The sequence below is a fragment of the Jeotgalibacillus proteolyticus genome, assembly GCF_050107735.1.
In the GTDB taxonomy this organism is placed as follows: domain Bacteria; phylum Bacillota; class Bacilli; order Bacillales; family Jeotgalibacillaceae; genus Jeotgalibacillus; species Jeotgalibacillus proteolyticus_A.
In genome coordinates this window covers 88,334-106,314 of record NZ_JBNILO010000004.1, presented here as the reverse complement: position 1 = coordinate 106,314, position 17,981 = coordinate 88,334, and the positions used below count along the sequence as shown (strand labels likewise).

Genomic DNA, 17,981 nt, shown 5'->3' with positions numbered 1-17,981 from the left:
CTCTTCAAACTGCGTCGTTTATCATGCTGTAAAGTTTTAGAATTTCATGTTCGGTTCCTAATTCTTCTTTCTTTAAATTACTGATCAAAAATTCTTTTAGTTTTTCGTCCTGATACATTTTTAAGATTTTTTCAGCAATTGATTTTGCATCCATACTAGCTACAAGACCATTGATCCCATCTTGTATTTGATCAGTCACTGTAGAGAAATTTGTTACTATAATTGGCTTCAATAATATTTTCGCTTCATCAATTGCGATAGATTTACCCTCGAACCTAGAAGATTGAACATATATATCAGCATTGTAGATATAAGGGTAAGGATTTTCTTTCAGTCCTAGCAGTTTAAAGTTAGCTTCAAGACCAAAATTTTTAATTAGATCCTCCAGTTTATTACGGTCTTCACCTTCACCGATAACATACCATTTTATATTTAACCCATAGTCAGTTAAAATCTTACATGCTTCTAATGCGAGGTCATATCCTTTTTGATAAGACAGTCTTCCGATGGTAACAATTTTTAACCCCTCTCCCTCTAATAGTTTACTTTCTAAAGACAACTGATTAATGAGTCTTGGGGACACAATGTTGTGCATCACAGTAATCTTTTTTTGCATACTAGGAAACGTATCATTTAGAACGTTGGCACATTCTTGAGAGACGGTTACAATTTTATTTAATTGAGTTAAATATTTTTCATCAAGCTTTGGATCCATTCCAAGCTTGTTATAATCATTGTGTATAAAACCGATCTTAATTTCAGCTTCGACTTTGTCTATGCAAAAATAAATAGGGTTTTTTTCTAAATAACCAATAGCCGAATGATATTTTTTAGTTATACTTCCTATAGAGCTAGATATATATTTCCATCTTCTCTGTTCACTGCGTGCTTTGTTCTTCTCTGTTCTTATAATGACGCCAAATAAAATTCTATATAGCATAGCAGCAGGCCTTTTCATCTTTACACACTGTAATAGTGCTTCTTTAATAGGCATATCGAAAATAGAGTACTCAAGTGGCTCATTTAGTAAATTGACTTCAGTTGGTAGCTTACCTAAAAATATGCCTTCATGTTTAAATAAATATAAATCTACGTTAAATTTTGAATAGTCAATTGTCTCCAACAAAGAAATTATGGCCTTTTCTGCTCCACCACAATTCAGATTATTCATAACAAATAATAAATCTTTCTTCAAAACTACCACTCCCTATAGAAGCTGATAAAGCTTATTAATTTCTTTTTCAGTGCCCAATTTCTCCACGGACAAATTGTTTATCAAGCTGTCTTTTAGTATTGGGTTATGAATTAGTTGATAAATTCCTGCTGCAATTGAAAAGGCATCCATTTCTACAATCAGTCCGTTTAAGTTGTCTTTTATTTGATCCTTGGCAGTAGAATAATTCGTAATAACTATCGGTTTGCATAATATTTTCGCTTCATCAAGTGCAATGGATTTCCCTTCAAATTTTGAAGTTTGAACATAAATATCACACTGCTTGATGTATGGATAAGGATTAGCCTTTAATCCTAACAAAATGAAATAACTCTCCAATTTTTTTTGGGCAATTAATTTCTCTAAGTTTGAACGCTCTTCTCCTTCACCTATTACATACCATTTAATATTATTTCCGCTTCTAACCAATTCTTCACATGCATCAATTGCCATCTCAAAACCTTTTTGATGATGTAGGCGACCTATTGATAATATAACTTTTTGACCATGACTTCTTTTGAAAACCTCATTCGTATGATTGGATAATTTATTTATTACACTTGGGGATACAATATTGTAGATCACATTAATTTTTTTTCTTTCATCTGGAAATCTTTTTTTAAGCACAGTAGCACATTCCTCTGAAACAGTTAATATTTCATGAAGTTTATCAAAGTATTTTTTATCAAAAGCTGCATTTGATCCTAACTTATCGTAGTCATTGTGAATCCAACCAATTTTTTTATGCGCAATTACTCTATCGACACAGAAGTAAATGGAAGTCTTTTCTAAAAACCCAATTGATACATCATAGACCTTAGACAAATCTGTAAGAGATCTAGAAAGGTATTTCCAACCGTACTGTTCGTTGGTTCCTCCGCTTTTACTTAAACGAATACATACTGTATATAATATTCTGTTTATAGCTAACTTATAGTTTTTACCTCCTAAATACTTGTATATGGATTTTAAAAGCGGCAATGAAAACAAATTGTAATTATCTTGCAAAGGCAAAACGTTTACTTGAGGAGGAATAAATTCCATAAACAGCCCATTGTGGTTAAGTAAAAAAATGTCCACGTTATATAAATCGTAGTCAATCTGAGAAAGTAGGTTTATAAGGCTTTTTTCACCTCCACCAGCGGATAAACTAGGAATAATGAATAACAGATTTTTTTTCATAATTCACCTCATCATGACGTCATTCAAATGATCTACAGCTTCATAGGCCAGCTTTTTCATCATGGGAACAGATCTTTTTAAACAGCTTTGAATATCTTTTTCCTCAACCAGCATTTCTTTAAATCCACTAATTAGTTTCTTTTCATCTGATAGTTCATCTATTCCAAAAACTAATCTCTCTCTTCCAAAAAGGTCTTTTGCAATTCCCTTAGACTTAACGCTGTAACCCAAAACCATAGTAGGTACTAACGAAGAGTAAGCAGCTATGGTGGCATGAGTTCTAGCTCCAATAAAGAATCTCATACGGGCAATGTATCCCTTATATTGTGTAGCAGTAAGATTATCTGGTAGTAGCAACACTCTTTGAGAGTGCTTGAATTCTTCAAATAGTAATGACAGAATCTCATAGTCATTATTGCCATCGATTATGACATGTGGAGTTAAGGCAATTGTTAAATCTGAGTTTTTAAGTATATGACGAATTAAATCGCGTATAGCTTCTAAAGATTTTCGATTTTTGTTGAGTACAAGTGGACTGAAATTTATTCCCATTGTTTTGCCAACTACCCATTCGCCAGGAAGAGCCAACTCATTCTTTTCCATAGTAAAAGCAGGGTCAGCAGTCAGTCTTACTCTAGATAAACCTTGTTTTTTTAAAACATTATAAGTAATGGACTCTCTAGCTAGAATTAGATCAAATTGTTTTAAATCAAGCAGCTTTTGTTCTGATAAATCTTCTTCACCAATAGAACAGCCCCATAAAACTAACTTTTTACCGTGTGCTTTTACTCTTCTATCAATTTCGTACCAGCCTGGTTGCTCCCCATAACAATAATTGTCACCACCTATGGATAAATAAATATCCATGTTATTAATATGCTTGATAATATTTTGATGAACCTTGCCCAATGCATATGATTCATCATTAAACAACTTCACTTTTATAGAGGAAACGTACCAATGAAACGAGTGTTTTCTTAAAGGACTTAACGAACCGTCATAAACCTTATCCAATTTAGTTATAATTTTGTCCGTCTCTGGCTTACCGGAGGCTAGATAAATTTCTGCTCCATCTATCCGATCTTTAATCATAGTAGTTGTTGATCGTACTATAGCTTCACAGCCTCTATTGGAGCTCCCATCGTGAGCAAACATCAACATTTTCATTTATTTACTCCCCCGTGTCTATTTCTAAATCTGCTATAAGCAGTAATACAATATAACCCTGTTATTAACCTGTATTTTATTAATAATAAGATGAATTTTTCGTAACGATTGGACTGATGGTAATTATGTCGTATATATACAGCTAATGAATGCTGTACGTCATAATGATTAATCATGGATTTAACAAACAAATAGCGATTGTATAAGGACAGTTGTTTTGTTGGTTTAAAATAAATATGAATATATGAAAAAACGTTTCTAATGAGTTTGGTTGATTTTAATTCATTTAGCTTCTTTTCATTTAATTTTAAATTTACTGGTAACTGACCTTTATAAACTTTTAAAGCCCGCTCAAAATAATTCTGAACCAGTATGTTTCTAGTTGCACTACCACTTACTTCTCGATAGAAGTATCCGGCATATTCAAGATAAAACATGGTACCAATGAAGTGCATGAATTGAAGATTAAAATATCCATCTTCCCCTAAAGAAATATCAGTAGGAAAAGCAAGTTCATTTTTTTTAATAATACTGTTTCTATAAATTTTGTTACATACACTGTTAAAATTATCTTCTTCAATAATATAAGGAATGACGATTTTTTCGATATACGATTTATCTAACACTTTCCCTTTTGTAAAAGGGTAATCAGTTTTCAATCTGCAGCCCTCAAGTTCGCTGATAAAATCAGAAAAAATTACATCCGCTTTATATTTTTCTCCATGGTTATAAAATAGTTCAAACATGTCTTTTTGAACGTAATCATCAGCATCAACAAACCCAATATATTTACCCATTGCTTTCTCAATACCTGCATTTCTTGCTGCACTTACACCACTGTTCTTTTGATTAATCAACTTTATTCTTTTGTCACTTTTTGTATATCTTGTTATAATCATTTCACTTCCATCAGTTGAACCATCATTAACAAATATAAACTCACATTCTTTAAGTGTCTGGTTTACTAAAGACTTAATACAGACTTCCAAAAATTTTTCTGCATTGTATACAGGTACTATGACACTTACTTTTATATCCATCTCATTCACCTCTTAAAGAACATCATCCAATACTTTTTTGTTGGAAACTTGTTCTATTAACGTATAAAGGGTGTCTAATTCGTTCTCATTATTAAAGTTAATTTCTTTACAGTTGCTCATAATATTTTTTATTGCTTTGGGGTGATGTATGAAGTACTCAACTCCATCCGCAATCCCTTCAATTGACAACTCGCAAATATAGCCATCTACTCCGTTTCTAACTTGACTGGAGGCAGTAGTATAATTGGTGATCATAACAGGTTTTCCAAGTATTTGAGCCTCTGATACAGTGACCGCTTTTCCTTCATAGCGTGAAGGCTGTACATAAAGGTCAGCAGATTTAATGAAAGGATAAGGATTTGTTTTTTTTCCTAGTAAAATAAAATGATTTTCAAGCTTATTCTTAGCAATCAAGCTTTTAATTACCTCTTCTTCTCCTCCGTACCCAACGATGTACCATACTATATGTGTTAAGCCTCTTTCCATCAAAATTTTTAATGCTTTAACGGCATTATCAATTCCCTTTGCATGAGAAAGCCTCGCAACCGTTACCAGTTTGAACCTGTTATCATTCTCAAGAGGATTATCTATATCTTCTTCAGCCATTTCTCTTATGAGTTTTGGAGATGTTATATTCTCAACCACTGTTACTTTTTCTTTTAATGCAGGATATTTTAGTAGAAACGATTTTTTGCATGCTTCTGATACAGCGATGATGTGGTTAAACCTTCCCCACATTTCCAAATCCAATTTAATGTCTGTTTCGATCGTGGAATAATCCGTATGAATCCACGCAATTTTCTTTTTAGCTTTTATTTTTTCCGCTACGAAATAGTGTGGCCAAAGATAGCTGATTGCAATTTCATATTCTTTATCAATTTCAGGCAAAAAGGGAAGAGCATACTTCCACATTAATTGCATTTGATAGTAACCCGGTTCGGCAATTTGCTTCCGTTTTGCGTTTGTATGCATTTTCGATAACACTCTGGAGATTCCAATTTTTATATGCTTATCTTGAAATATTTCTTTAACTGATTTTCTAAAAGTTGAGTACTGAGGAATTTCCCTAAGCAACGTTATTTTTTTAGGGATCAGAGGCAGCAATTCTCCTTGGTGCTTATAAAGCATAAGATCCACTTTGTAATTGTTATAATCAAAATGTTCAAGCATATTTATTAAGCTTCTTTCCACACCGCCAATTTCCATATCAAAAGAAGCAATTAACATATTTTTCATGACTGTCTCCTTGGAGACCCTAAAGCGATTCTGATTCGGTAAATATTCTCTCCCCCTATAATCTTTGAAGAAAGCGTCTTAATCGTTCCTTTCAATCTCGTTTTCGGCGGCAGCCAGCTTTTATAAAAATGGTGCAGTGTGTACGTATATTGAGATTTGAAACTTCTGCAATTAATATAGTCATAGGGTGAAAAATAGGTTTGAGGATAAAAGCTTCCTATCCCTTCAATTTCCTGATAATCTCCATTCATTTCGACTCCTAAGTCTTTGATGATTTTTGTAACAATAGCCACATTTGTCAGCGTATCCATGGTACCGTCTTCTTTAAAAAATTTTTTGTGCTTATATGAATCAAGAAATAATTTAATTAGTTTATTGCCTTTAGCTGCGCCTATTGTGCTGGTCGCAATATAATTTTCCTGCTCAAAGCCCCAGAATGAATCCTGATAAAGTAAATCATCGAAAGCTTTAAATACTTCTACATCCGTATCGAGATAGATTCCACCTAATGAATAGAGACTATAGACGCGGACATAATCGCTCACGAATGCATAATTTCCATTGTCATACGCTTCTTTTACAAATGGATGTTGGTTTACATTAAAATTTTCTTCGTTCCATTCCACTATTTCATAATCGTGTAAATGCTTCTTCCAGCTTTTCATACAATTTTTAACCATTTTGGGTTTCTCTTTTTTACCAAACCAGCAATAATGGATGCGTTTCGGTATAGTAGTCATTTCCAGCGAGTAAGCCTCCTTTTCAAATGAAGTGGCAAGATCCAAATAGTTAATTTGTATTTACGAGTTTTTTTGAATCTTTCTCCACTTCATAAACTCCAGCACCAATTGATACTCCCTAAGTTCTTCCTCTGTCGTCACATTTTCCTTTAATTCATTCCAAAACTGATTGAATTTGTAATCCTCAGAAATGCGCTCACTGGATGATTCATCTAATAAAAATTTTAACTCCACTCCCAGGACAGAAGATATTTTCTCCATTACATGAATGGAAGGATTATGTTTGAGATTCCGTTCAATATTGCTTAAATATGATTTTGAGACCCCTGCTCTTTCAGCAAGCTCGGATAAGGTTAATCCTTTTTCTTTTCGTAGTTGTATGATGTTTTTCCCAATCATCTTAAGTACCCCATTGTTTCTTATTTATAGGACAACCTGGTTTACCACAGCGTTTTGCAGCGCTTCTTTAAATTGTTCAATGACTCTCGTTTGATCATCCTCTGTCAGATTTGAGCCCGATGGCAAACAGATGCCGGTATTGAACAAATTATCTGAAATGCTCTCCTCGTTGCTATGAGGAAAATATTTATTTTCTTCAAAGAGCGGCTGCAGATGAAGCGGCTTCCATACTTGTCTTGCTTCTATATTATTCTTCTCCAAGTGTGTAAGAATCTGCTTAACGGAGACGCTGGTTAGCTCCTCGTCAATCGTAAGAGCAGATAGCCAACGATTGGTTTTGGTTTGCTCCAGCTCCGGCATGAACGTTACTCCCGGTAGGGTTCCTAACTCTTTTTGATAGCGATTGAAAATCTTTCTGCGTGCGGCTACCCGAAGCTCAAGTACTTGCAGCTGTGCAATCCCCAGGCCAGCTAAAATATTGCTCATTCGATAGTTGTAGCCCATTTGGCTGTGCTGATAATGGGAAGCCTGATCTCTTGCCTGAGTGGCGAGAAACCGTGCACGTTCGATCGCTTCTTCATCGTCTGATACCAGCATCCCTCCCCCTGAGGTTGTGATAATTTTATTGCCGTTAAAAGAGAACACTCCATACTTCCCAAAGCTTCCGCTTGGCTTTCCCTTATAGGTAGATCCAAATGATTCTGCCGCATCCTCCACAATCGGGACCTCAAATCGGTCACATATTTCGATGATTTCATCCATTTTGGCACTTTGCCCGTAAAGATTGACCACAATCACTGCTTTTGGAAGATTATTTTGTAAATAATACTCTTCCATTGCCCGCTCCAATGCATGAGGTGACATATTCCATGTCTCGGGCTCTGAATCAATGAAAACAGGTTCGGCTCCCTGGTAAAGAATCGGGTTGGCACTTGCGACAAAGGTGAGGGAAGAACAAAAGACCTTATCTCCTGACTTAATATCCAGAAGGGCCAACGATAAATGTATGGCGGCAGTTCCGGAAACTACTGCCACAGCTGCTTTCTTCCCTACAAATGATGCCACCTCCTGTTCAAATGCGTCTACATGAGGTCCCAGTGGTGCAATCCAATTTGTTTCGAAAGCTTCCTTAATCAGATCCTGTTCGTTCCCGCTCATATGCGGCGGTGAAAGATATATTTTTGAATTTTTCAAAGTTCATGCCCCTTTCTACAAAATCCGCTCTCTGCTGTCGATTCTCTTTTTTATATTAGCCGGACAACCTGCTGCCATCCTGTAAGCGGGTATCGATTGTGTGACAACAGCTCCTGCTGCAATAACGGACCACTCTCCAATGCTGACTCCCGGAACGAGCGTCGCTCCCGCTGAAATCTGGGTGCCTTCACCTACAGTAACAGCGCCTGTCAGCGTGGAACCGGGACATACATGGACGTATGGAGCCAGACAGCAGTCATGCTCAACAATGCTTCCTGTGTTAATGATCGAATGTGCACCAATAATTGCACCTGCATTAATGACTGCATTAGGCATTACCACCGTACCCGGCTCCACTACCGCCCGTTTGCTTACAAAAGAGGAAGGATGAATCAATGTAGCGTACATGTCTGCAGTCATTCCGATTCGTTCCACTACTTTTTTTCGTATGTCATTGCTGCCGATTGCCATGACCAGCTTTGCGTCCTTTTGAAAAAATTCTCCCAGTGCATCAACTGGACCTCGAAGAATTCCGTCCTGCACAAAGCTGGTTGAATAGCGGTCATCTAAAATTGCCAGGATGGAATAGGCTCTGCAATCAATCAGATCCTGAATAACGCTGCTGTGGCCGCCGTCGCCTATTACAATCAGCTTTTGATCAGCCCGCATCTTTTGAGCCCGTGAATCTTTCTGCGGTAGCGTGATGACGTTGAGTTACCCCTTCTTTTTTAAACACTTTTTTCACTGTAATCAGCATGATTTTACTATCCAGCCAAAGGGATTGATGTTTGACGTACCATAGATCCATAGAGAATTTCTCCTCCCACTCAATGGCGTTTCTTCCGTTAATTTGTGCCCACCCGGTCACTCCCGGCCGCACATGATGCCGTACAAGCTGTTCGTTTGAGTAAAGCGGCAGGTATTCCATCAGCAGCGGTCTGGGACCTACCAGACTCATTGAACCGTTCAGTACATTCATCAGCTGCGGCAATTCATCCAGACTATACTTCCGAATCCACTTTCCAGTAGGGGTCAGTCTTTCCTCATCAGAAAGAAGCTGACCTTTTGAATCCACTGCGTTTAACATCGTTCTGAATTTGATGACGTCAAACGGTTTTCCATGCAATCCCGGACGCTGCTGAGTAAAAATAACCGGCCGGCCCATTTTCACTGCTATGATTGCCGCCACAACAAGCATGATCGGAGAAAACACCGCCAGCAGAATGAGAGATAACATGATATCCATTAATCGTTTCATATGCATCCTGTCCTTACGTTAATATGTTCTTTTCAACTGAGGAGCCCCGCTGTTCAGCATCCTGTATTCAATTTCTTTCACCATGGATTCCAATGAGAGCGATGAATCCTGATTTCCTTTTCGCAAGCATGTGACCAGCAAATCCAAAAGTTGCTGTTCGGTCAGAATTGAATAGTTTGGCATTTGAAACGTCCTTTCGCCTGTTCTATGCGCCTGTTGCTTCTTTCACACCAGCTGTCGCTTCGACGCTTGCGTATCCTTCTGGGTTTTGCTGCTGCCATCTCCATATGTCCTCGCACATCTCATCTATTTCAATAGCGGCGGCCCAATTAAGCTCGTTTTTCGCTTTTGTTGCATCTGCGTAGCACACTGCTGAGTCTCCGGCCCGCCTGCTTCCAATCGTGTAAGGAATGGGTCTGCCGCACGCTCTTTGAAATGCGTCAACTACCTCAAGCACGCTGTAGCCTTTTCCGGTTCCCAGATTATAGGTTTCATATATAGGGTTAAATGAAATTTTCTCGAGCGCTTTTAAATGGCCTTTGGCTAAATCCACTACATGAATGTAATCCCTGATTCCTGTCCCATCCTTCGTTTCATAGTCGTCACCATGAATAATGAGCTGATCTCTTCTTCCTATCGCAACCTGTGCAATATACGGCAGTAAATTATTGGGTACGCCTGATGGATCTTCTCCGATGCGACCGCTTTTGTGGGCACCGATCGGATTAAAGTAGCGCAGCACAGCAATGCTCCATTTGGGGTCAGATTGAAACAAATCGCTTAGCATTTCTTCAATCATCTGCTTTGTACGACCATATGGGTTAGCTGCACCTATCTCCTCGTTTTCTGTAATAGGTATGTTCGCTTCTTTTCCATAAACCGTTGCTGAAGAACTGAAGACCAGTTTTTTTACATTAAAACGGTCCATTGCTTCAAGCAATACCATCGTTCCCGCTAGATTATTCTGATAGTATTTAAGTGGATTTACCACCGATTCTCCTACTGCTTTGAACGCTGCAAAATGAATAACTGCTTCGATCTCATTTTCAGAAAATAGCTCTTCAACCTGTCCTTTGTCCTGAAGATCCAGCTGAACGACTCTGAACAATTTCCCTGTCAATTCCGCTGCCCTCTTGAGTGATTCCGGATGGCTGTTGCTGAAATTATCTGCAACGATGATGTCGTAGCCTTCATTTAAAAGTTCTACACATGTATGACTGCCGATATAGCCTGCGCCGCCTGTTACTAATATGGTCAACAGCAACTCCTCCTTCAGAAATCATCTTTTACACATAAAAAATAACCTTGGCTTAGCCAAAGTCACGACATGTTTCTCTAAAAGTATAAAAAATTGCTTTTGTATAAAATGTTCAGACTGACAACATTTTCGTAATAGTAAAAGGCAAGATACAAAACAAGTATCATAAAATAAATAAATTTCTCATCCTTTTCTCTAAATAGTTTTACAATCCAGGAAATAAGAATGAGCTGATACAAATTAAAATAGATTGAAAATCGTGCAAAGATCCAACTCTGTGTAGAGACCACCATAAACACGACACTGAGCAACGCCATATTTACAATAACGTCACTTTGAGGAAAAATAGTCTTAAGCTTGTCTCTCCCTAAGTAAGCGATTAAAAGCGGTACACCACTGACCAGTACACGCAGGGCATTGGCTCCTCCTTCATCGAAGTCCTTATAGGCGGCATACTGGGTATCTTCAAGTGCTGTGAAGAGAATGGAAGTAAATTGTTCAAATCCAATAACAGCAGCGACTGACAGCAGTATGACTCCGATTGTTGCTTTTGACCAAGGTCTTGTACGGACAATAAAGTAGATCGGCAGCAGGACCAGTGCACTTTGGTGAATAAAAGAAGCAAGGACTACAACAGTGGCGTACCCTGCAAAATTCCCATTAATTAAAAATTTGGTTGCACAAAATGCCAGCGCAGCAGCCAATGTCTGTCTGATTCCGTTCATCGAAATAAGGAATAGCCCGCCCGTAATATAAACAAATAGGCTTAATTCGATCATCCTTGAATAACGAAATAAGACCATCACAATTAATACATTTGTAAGTAAAGCAGTCGTAAATATCATGATTTGAGGATCTCTTGAGATTTGCTGCAAAAACATCTGCAGGAGTCCAAATCCGATGTCTTTGTTGGCTAGGACATAATCCAATGTAAAATGATTGTCGGTATAAATATTTACATAATTAAATGTATCGCCAATGTTTGATCGTAAACCGGATACAACAACCAGGGTTAAGGCTGCTAGGATGACTAGCAGTTTGTTTGCATGAACCGGAATGGCTGCATTTGGATGTCCCGCTGGTACAGCCGCATATCGGGAAAAGAAAGCAAACATGAAAACGAGTAGAAGATTTATCCAAAGAATGGTCATTGTTTACCCTTCCTTTAACAACAATCATAAAGCTGCTGTGGATTTTGCAGAAATGTATAAATAAAGCAAGGCACCTAAAGGAATGGCTAAAATTGTTAATACTGGATCAGGTGACTCTTTTAAAAAATCTTTATTTCTGCTCATCATGCTGCTTGATACGTAATGGATCGCTTGTCTGAACTTAAAAGCAGCACTTACAAAGGGGAGTTTCATTAATTCTCTACGATAAAAAGCAAATCCAAGAGGATTCTTAACATATTGGTTAAACATATTCCTTGAAGAACCATCCGGTAAATATTCTACCGTGCATATCACCTCATTCAGGATCAGCAGTTCAAAATCTTGATCAAGAAGATAATATTTATAGGCTAGTCCTACATATTTTTCTCCTTCAAATAGAGGATAAGGATGCCGCTTAGTAAGATCCGAGCGGTACACCAGTTTTTTATCTCCTTTTACGCCATGCCGGGCATATAAATCAAACAAAGTAGATTGTTTCAAATGAGAGGGCAGCGGAGTTCCGATTACCTTACCATCTTGAAATGAATCCAACCCTACCAGACCGCTGACTTCATCGCTCCCAAACTTTTCCCAACACCCAAGAATTTTTTCTACTGCGTCAGCGGGCATCCAATCATCGGAGTCGATGCAGACATTTAACTCTGTAGCAATTAAGTCATAGGCAGTATTATGAGCTCCATGCATGCCTTGGTTTTCTTGAAAGTGGTACTGAATCTCAATTTTCTCTTCTTTTATCCATTCATCTACCAACTCTTTAGTAAAATCAGTTGATCCATCATCAATAATCAGCCAGATAAAATCTTTATTTGACTGATTAGTTAAACTTTCATAGCATTGATTTAAACAATAAGCACGATTATAGGAAGGTGTAAAAATGGTTAAGGTCTTCACCCGCTCATCCCTCCCAGTTTTAAATAGGAGTTTTCAGTGACGCTAGCTGTGTTTTGTATATTGTAACCATGCATACTAATCAGCTTAGCTTGAGATTTTCTGATCTGATTCGATTGACTGATTGATAATAATGCGCTTGCCCATACCTTTGGTTCCTCAATGGGATGTCTCGTAATTAACCCGCATCCCAAATCAACTTCCTGTGTAATATTATTGGAAATTACGCATGGTACACCAGAACACTGCGCCTCTATAAGCGTAACGGGCAAACCTTCATGCAAAGAAGGAAAAGCAAAAACATCAATGGCCTGCAGCAGCTGAGGAATGTCGTTGCGAACACCAAGTAAGCGAACTCTATCCTCTATTCCCAGCAATTTTATTTTTTGTTCGATTTTAGATTGTAAAGTTCCGGTTCCTACTAATAACAGGTGTGCCTCCGGATGGTTCTTATGTGTTTCATGGAAAACATCCAACAAAAACAGATGATTTTTTTGTTTATTAAATCTTCCTATATGGCCAACCACGAAAGAATCTTCCTTCAGTTGAAGAGATCTTCTAACCTCTTTTCTGTTTTCCAAAGAGAATTCAAAGCGTTCACTTTCTATTCCGTTTTTTATAATAGAATAGGTTTTTGAATGATGTGGAAATAGCCATGCTGCCGCTTTAGATGAACACGCGTAAAAGTCGGTTGCATATTTTGAGATATTTCTGCCTGCCATCCATTTATACATTTTAATTAAAGAGTTTCCTTCACTGCTTGTATTATGACTATGCGCAATTCTCGCAGGAATTTCGGCCTCCGCTGCTGCTTTAAGGACAAGTCCACTCATTTTGTCCATATGTGAATGAACAATTTTGTAGTGCCTGTGATGATGAAAGAAATGGTTCAATTTTTTTACATATGCAAAATGTCCTGACTGTGTGACATAAGGGATGCGGTAAACAATGCCTCCCATTGAACGGATCTCTTCATCAAATACTCCTTCGTAACAAGTTAGAAAATCAAACTGAATTTTTGAGCGGTCAACGTTTCGATATAAATTCATGATAAAGGTTTCTGCACCGCCGCGATTCATATTCACAACTGCATGCAGGACTCTTAATGGACCATCCATTTTGTGTCCTCCTCTTTTTCCATAAACAACTCATAAATCAATCTTTTTTCTCCCAGCACTTTCTCCGTACTGTATGTGCTCACCACTAATTGCCTTCCGTTAGCGCCAAGCTCTTCTCTTACCTCCGCTTGATTCATGAGAAAGGTAAGTTTGCTGCAAAATGTATGAATGTCACCAGGCGCAACTGTCCAGCCGGTTTTATCATGTTGAACGAGTTCCCTATGCCCCCGGTTTTCCACTGCTACCACCGGGAGGCCGCATGCCATTGATTCCATTACATTTACCGGCAGACCTTCTCTGAAACTCGAAGCCACAGCTGCGTCACTCGCCTGTGTCCATGTTTGAATATTCTCCTGGAAACCTAAGAAACGGACATGTTCACGAATGCCCAGCTTCTCTGCCTGCGATTTACATGATTCGAGCAGGGGCCCTTCTCCTGCCAGCAGCAGTTTTACATTTCCCCTATCCTGGTTTAAGGTACTTAGAGCATGAAGCAGAAATTGCTGGTTCTTATTTTGATTAAATTCAGCTGCATAAAATAATAAAAAATCATCAGGCTGATAGCCCAGTGATTTTTTCAGCTTTACCTTCTCACTTTTTTCAAGAGAGATAAATTTAGTTGTATCTACTCCTACTCCATGAACATGTTCAATATGAATCATGTGAAAACGTTCTTTTGCTAATCGATAATCTTCCTTATTAATTGTTATTAAACAATCTGTGTAGCGCAGCATGGATTTTTCTATTGGATAATAGATCAGCCAGTTCTTAAGCGGGGCCCCTTTATAAAAATGAAATCCATGTGCGGTGTAGATGATTTTCGTTCCTTTTGTTCTTGCATTTTTGCCCGCAAGCCTTGTAAGAAGGCCTCCCACCGGAGTATGACAGTGAACGATATCGTACTTTTCCTCGTCCAAAATCCGCTTAAGCTTTACATAAGCTCCAATATTTTTCGGAGAGAAGGGGGAACGCTGAATTGGAATCGTATACTTGCGGTCAACTGCCGGCAAGATGATTCCGCCGTTGGCTGCAACATGAACCTCCCAGCCCTGATCCTTAAACCATTGCATGTAAGGAAGATGAAACGCTTTAAAATGATAATCAACAGTAGCTGTGAAGAGTATTTTTCCGCCCAAATCGATTCCCCCTTTCGACTATTTTGTTTTTTCCCTATCCATAATTTCGGATAAATAGGCTAGCAAATCATAGCGCAATTCCTCTCTCTTCAAAGCAAATTCAATCGTTGTCTGAATGAAGCCCATCTTTTCGCCTACATCATAGCGGTCGCCTTCAAATTCATAGGCGTACACAGCTTCCTTTTTATTAAGTTGAGAGATGGCATCTGTTAATTGAATTTCATTTCCTGCCCCTGGCTTTTGGCTGCTTAAAATGTCCATAATTTTTGGACTTAATATATACCGTCCAAGGATTGCGAGATTGGATGGTGCGTCCTTTAGATTTGGCTTTTCTACTAGCTCCCGCACATTATATAAACCCTCATCCATCAAACTGCCGTCTACAATTCCATACCTTGAGACGTCCTCTTCCCGAACCGGCTGAACCCCAATAATCGATGCATTGTAGCGATTATATTGCTCTATTAATTGCTTTAAACAGGGCTTTTCTGCCTGAACAATGTCATCTCCCAAAAGTACAGCAAAAGGCTCGTTGCCGATGAATTTGCGTGCACACCAGATTGCATGTCCAAGTCCTTTCGGCTCCTTTTGTCGTATGTAATGAATGTCTACCAGCCTGGAGGATTTTTGAACTTCATCCAACAAATCAAATTTCCCTTTTTCATAAAGGGTTTGTTCAAGCTCAAAGGAATGATCAAAATGATCCTCTATTGCCCTTTTCCCTTTACCTGTAACAATAATGATGTCTTCAATCCCTGATTCAATGGCTTCTTCCACGATATACTGTATGGTCGGTTTGTCTACGATTGGAAGCATTTCTTTCGGCATGGCTTTAGTCGCCGGTAAAAACCTCGTACCAAGACCGGCAGCCGGGATAATCGCTTTCCTTACTTTCATGAGGCAGGTCTCCTTTAACTTGAAATAGGCAGCATTTCTTTTTGGACGGCTGAAGCTTTGCGATTGGCCAGCTCCAGCAAGGTTTCTTTCAGTTCTTCTCTGCTTAGAGTTGAGTAGACAGAAAGAATCGTTTCGATCTCTTCCATATACAATTCAGCGCTTTTGCCGACGTAGATTTTAGGATAGATTTGTTCATCCTGAACTTCATCTTCCTTCAGCAGTTCTTCATACAATTTTTCGCCTGGGCGGATCCCGGTGAACATGATCGGGATCTCATCAAGTGAATTTCCGGAAAGCTTTATCAGGTTTTTCGCCAGATCCACTATTTTAACCGGGTCTCCCATATCAAGGACGAATATTTCTCCCCCTTTAGCTAAAGCCCCTGCTTGAATCACAAGCTTGGAAGCTTCCGGGATGGTCATAAAATATCGAATCATATCCGGATGAGTTACGGTAACAGGTCCCCCGCGTTCAATTTGCCTCTTAAAATGTGGAATGACGCTTCCCCTGCTTCCCAAAACATTGCCAAATCGCACAGCGACAAATCTTGTTTTACTAATCTGTCCCATGTGCTGGACAATCATTTCAGCTAATTTCTTGGAGGCACCCATAACGGAAGTTGGATTTACTGCTTTATCCGTTGATACCATTACAAAAGTCTCCACCCCATGCCAATCAGCTGCCTGAGCAATATTCCTTGTCCCCAATATATTGTTTTTAACCGCTTCTTCAGGGTTCCGTTCCATTAGCGGCACATGCTTATGAGCCGCAGCATGATAGACTACATCAGGCTGATAGTTTCTCATAATCTCCATCATTTTCTCCGCATCCTGTAAATCTGCTATCTCTGTTATAAATTCAATTTGGGAGGCTTTAAACATTTCTTTCAGTTCCATTTCAATGGTATAAATGCTGTTTTCTCCATGCCCCAGCAAAATCAGCTGCTTAGGATAAAATGCTGAAACCTGACGGCAAATTTCGGACCCGATCGATCCTCCTGCCCCTGAAACCAAAATGACTTTATCTTTAATTGAATCCGAAAGCAGGGCCATGTCCAGTTCAACCGGGCTCCTGCCAAGCAAATCTTCAACTTGAACATCTCTTACCTGGTTAACGGAGACTTTTCCTGTAACCAGATCTTCCAGCATCGGAAGGATTTTTGTATCGGCTGAAGTCTTCATACACTCTGTAAAAATGGTATTGAGTTCTTTTTTACTAAGCGAGGGAATAGCGATGACGATATTATTAATGTGCCTTTTTTCTACAGTCTCTGCAATGGACTCAACCCCGCCAAGCACAGGTATGCCCATAATGTCCAAATGTTGCTTTGAACGGTTGTCATCGATAAAGCCTACCGGAAGCAAATCGCAATCCTTGTTTTGAATCAGCTGCCTGGCAACCATCGTTCCAGCTGACCCTGCACCGATAATCAAGGTCCGTTTCCGATGGGGAAATGGATTAATGACCTGATCTCTGTACATTCTCCATACAAACCTGGACCCTCCAATAAATAAAAGATGAAGCAGCCAGGTAACCGCCAGAAGCCTGAAAGCAATTTCCTGCAAAACGATTTGCTGAAGAATAAGTGCTGAGAGCAGAGTGTATGAAACAATTTTAAGAACAATGACCAATTCTCCGATACTGGCATATTCCCATGCTTTTTTGTATAGGTTGTATTTCCAAGAGAACAGCAGATGCCCGGTTAGCAGAACGATCGAGCTTAGCAGGATCGGCTGCGTTAAAACATACACATCACCATTCACAAGAAAACCGCTGATAAAAATGGCGGTTACGACAATAATTGAATCAATGACAACGAATAATGAAAGCCTTTGCCTGTACGACATTGTATTCCTCCTTTCAGCAGTCTGTCGATCTGTTTGCTGCATAAAAAATAAAGTAGTGATGTACAAGGTCCTCTCCATAACCGCACACATCATTACTTTATTAAAATATGGGCATTCAACCCACCCTCACTCCACACCAGCGACGACTCGCGTCTAAGGTCTTTCAACCCACGGCATGATCGAGTACCTCCATTGATAACAGTAAGGAGATATCACCGCATAATCTATGTATTTTT

18 protein-coding genes are annotated in these 17,981 nt (G+C 38.8%); all 18 read right to left on the bottom strand.

What is annotated here, in order from left to right; genetic code table 11:
• Nucleotides 1-4: 4 nt before the first annotated feature.
• Entirely contained in the window at nucleotides 5-1,195 is a 1,191-nt protein-coding gene (locus ACQCT8_RS08040) for a glycosyltransferase (RefSeq protein WP_426870044.1), read from the bottom strand.
• Between the two features lie 12 nt (nucleotides 1,196-1,207).
• Entirely contained in the window at nucleotides 1,208-2,395 is a 1,188-nt protein-coding gene (locus tag ACQCT8_RS08035; protein WP_426870043.1) for a glycosyltransferase, read from the bottom strand.
• A gap of 3 nt (nucleotides 2,396-2,398) precedes the next feature.
• Complete coding sequence (locus ACQCT8_RS08030; RefSeq protein ID WP_426870042.1) at nucleotides 2,399-3,562, bottom strand: polysaccharide pyruvyl transferase family protein; 1,164 nt, start codon at nucleotides 3,560-3,562, stop codon at nucleotides 2,399-2,401.
• A complete protein-coding gene (locus ACQCT8_RS08025; protein ID WP_426870041.1) occupies nucleotides 3,559-4,602 on the bottom strand; it encodes a glycosyltransferase family 2 protein in 1,044 nt (347 codons plus the stop codon). The genes ACQCT8_RS08030 and ACQCT8_RS08025 overlap by 4 nt, the downstream gene beginning before the upstream one ends.
• 12 nt (nucleotides 4,603-4,614) lie before the next feature.
• Nucleotides 4,615-5,838, bottom strand: coding sequence for a glycosyltransferase (locus ACQCT8_RS08020; RefSeq protein WP_426870040.1), 1,224 nt, complete (start codon nucleotides 5,836-5,838; stop codon nucleotides 4,615-4,617).
• Complete coding sequence (locus tag ACQCT8_RS08015) at nucleotides 5,835-6,578, bottom strand: glycosyltransferase family 32 protein (RefSeq protein ID WP_426870039.1); 744 nt, start codon at nucleotides 6,576-6,578, stop codon at nucleotides 5,835-5,837. The genes ACQCT8_RS08020 and ACQCT8_RS08015 overlap by 4 nt, the downstream gene beginning before the upstream one ends.
• A gap of 60 nt (nucleotides 6,579-6,638) precedes the next feature.
• Nucleotides 6,639-6,977 carry a helix-turn-helix domain-containing protein gene (locus tag ACQCT8_RS08010; RefSeq protein ID WP_426870038.1) on the bottom strand — a complete coding sequence of 113 codons (339 nt, stop codon included), beginning with the start codon at nucleotides 6,975-6,977 and terminating at the stop codon, nucleotides 6,639-6,641.
• A 24-nt stretch (nucleotides 6,978-7,001) separates the two neighbouring features.
• On the bottom strand, nucleotides 7,002-8,135 hold the full coding sequence (locus ACQCT8_RS08005; RefSeq protein WP_426870307.1) for a DegT/DnrJ/EryC1/StrS family aminotransferase: 1,134 nt from the start codon (nucleotides 8,133-8,135) through the stop codon (nucleotides 7,002-7,004).
• Nucleotides 8,136-8,186: 51 nt separating this feature from the next.
• On the bottom strand, nucleotides 8,187-8,840 hold the full coding sequence (locus ACQCT8_RS08000; protein WP_426870037.1) for an acetyltransferase: 654 nt from the start codon (nucleotides 8,838-8,840) through the stop codon (nucleotides 8,187-8,189).
• Nucleotides 8,830-9,429, bottom strand: a complete 600-nt coding sequence (locus ACQCT8_RS07995; protein ID WP_426870036.1) for a sugar transferase — start codon at nucleotides 9,427-9,429, stop codon at nucleotides 8,830-8,832. Before ACQCT8_RS07995 ends, ACQCT8_RS08000 begins: the two co-directional genes overlap by 11 nt.
• Nucleotides 9,430-9,447: 18 nt before the next feature.
• A complete protein-coding gene (locus ACQCT8_RS07990; RefSeq protein WP_426870035.1) occupies nucleotides 9,448-9,612 on the bottom strand; it encodes a hypothetical protein in 165 nt (54 codons plus the stop codon).
• Between the two features lie 22 nt (nucleotides 9,613-9,634).
• The gene (galE, locus tag ACQCT8_RS07985) at nucleotides 9,635-10,687 is read right to left on the bottom strand and encodes a UDP-glucose 4-epimerase GalE (RefSeq protein WP_426870034.1); all 1,053 of its coding nucleotides are present in this window, start codon (nucleotides 10,685-10,687) and stop codon (nucleotides 9,635-9,637) included.
• 77 nt (nucleotides 10,688-10,764) lie between these two features.
• Nucleotides 10,765-11,838 carry an EpsG family protein gene (locus ACQCT8_RS07980; RefSeq protein ID WP_426870033.1) on the bottom strand — a complete coding sequence of 358 codons (1,074 nt, stop codon included), beginning with the start codon at nucleotides 11,836-11,838 and terminating at the stop codon, nucleotides 10,765-10,767.
• Between the two features lie 24 nt (nucleotides 11,839-11,862).
• Nucleotides 11,863-12,750 carry a glycosyltransferase family 2 protein gene (locus ACQCT8_RS07975; protein WP_426870032.1) on the bottom strand — a complete coding sequence of 296 codons (888 nt, stop codon included), beginning with the start codon at nucleotides 12,748-12,750 and terminating at the stop codon, nucleotides 11,863-11,865.
• Entirely contained in the window at nucleotides 12,747-13,865 is a 1,119-nt protein-coding gene (locus ACQCT8_RS07970; protein WP_426870031.1) for a glycosyltransferase family 1 protein, read from the bottom strand. The genes ACQCT8_RS07975 and ACQCT8_RS07970 overlap by 4 nt, the downstream gene beginning before the upstream one ends.
• Nucleotides 13,850-15,001, bottom strand: a complete 1,152-nt coding sequence (locus tag ACQCT8_RS07965) for a glycosyltransferase family 4 protein (protein ID WP_426870030.1) — start codon at nucleotides 14,999-15,001, stop codon at nucleotides 13,850-13,852. The genes ACQCT8_RS07970 and ACQCT8_RS07965 overlap by 16 nt, the downstream gene beginning before the upstream one ends.
• An 18-nt stretch (nucleotides 15,002-15,019) precedes the next feature.
• A complete protein-coding gene (gene galU / locus ACQCT8_RS07960; RefSeq protein WP_426870029.1) occupies nucleotides 15,020-15,898 on the bottom strand; it encodes a UTP--glucose-1-phosphate uridylyltransferase GalU in 879 nt (292 codons plus the stop codon).
• A 14-nt stretch (nucleotides 15,899-15,912) separates the two neighbouring features.
• On the bottom strand, nucleotides 15,913-17,745 hold the full coding sequence (locus ACQCT8_RS07955) for a polysaccharide biosynthesis protein (RefSeq protein WP_426870028.1): 1,833 nt from the start codon (nucleotides 17,743-17,745) through the stop codon (nucleotides 15,913-15,915).
• Nucleotides 17,746-17,981: the final 236 nt, after the last annotated feature.

Excerpts from the sequence above, each read along its gene's own strand:
- ACQCT8_RS07980 (WP_426870033.1), bottom strand. The coding sequence starts at position 11,838 with ATGACCATTCTTTGGATAAATCTTCTACTCGTTTTCATGTTTGCTTTC.
- ACQCT8_RS07990 (WP_426870035.1), bottom strand. The coding sequence starts at position 9,612 with ATGCCAAACTATTCAATTCTGACCGAACAGCAACTTTTGGATTTGCTG.
- ACQCT8_RS08010 (WP_426870038.1), bottom strand. The coding sequence starts at position 6,977 with ATGATTGGGAAAAACATCATACAACTACGAAAAGAAAAAGGATTAACC.
- ACQCT8_RS08025 (WP_426870041.1), bottom strand. The coding sequence starts at position 4,602 with ATGGATATAAAAGTAAGTGTCATAGTACCTGTATACAATGCAGAAAAA.
- ACQCT8_RS08015 (WP_426870039.1), bottom strand. The coding sequence starts at position 6,578 with ATGACTACTATACCGAAACGCATCCATTATTGCTGGTTTGGTAAAAAA.
- ACQCT8_RS08005 (WP_426870307.1), bottom strand. The coding sequence starts at position 8,135 with ATGAGCGGGAACGAACAGGATCTGATTAAGGAAGCTTTCGAAACAAAT.
- ACQCT8_RS07970 (WP_426870031.1), bottom strand. The coding sequence starts at position 13,865 with ATGGATGGTCCATTAAGAGTCCTGCATGCAGTTGTGAATATGAATCGC.
- ACQCT8_RS08035 (WP_426870043.1), bottom strand. The coding sequence starts at position 2,395 with ATGAAAAAAAATCTGTTATTCATTATTCCTAGTTTATCCGCTGGTGGA.
- ACQCT8_RS07995 (WP_426870036.1), bottom strand. The coding sequence starts at position 9,429 with ATGAAACGATTAATGGATATCATGTTATCTCTCATTCTGCTGGCGGTG.
- ACQCT8_RS08020 (WP_426870040.1), bottom strand. The coding sequence starts at position 5,838 with ATGAAAAATATGTTAATTGCTTCTTTTGATATGGAAATTGGCGGTGTG.
- ACQCT8_RS07955 (WP_426870028.1), bottom strand. The coding sequence starts at position 17,745 with ATGTCGTACAGGCAAAGGCTTTCATTATTCGTTGTCATTGATTCAATT.
- galU (WP_426870029.1), bottom strand. The coding sequence starts at position 15,898 with ATGAAAGTAAGGAAAGCGATTATCCCGGCTGCCGGTCTTGGTACGAGG.
- ACQCT8_RS08030 (WP_426870042.1), bottom strand. The coding sequence starts at position 3,562 with ATGAAAATGTTGATGTTTGCTCACGATGGGAGCTCCAATAGAGGCTGT.
- ACQCT8_RS08000 (WP_426870037.1), bottom strand. The coding sequence starts at position 8,840 with ATGCGGGCTGATCAAAAGCTGATTGTAATAGGCGACGGCGGCCACAGC.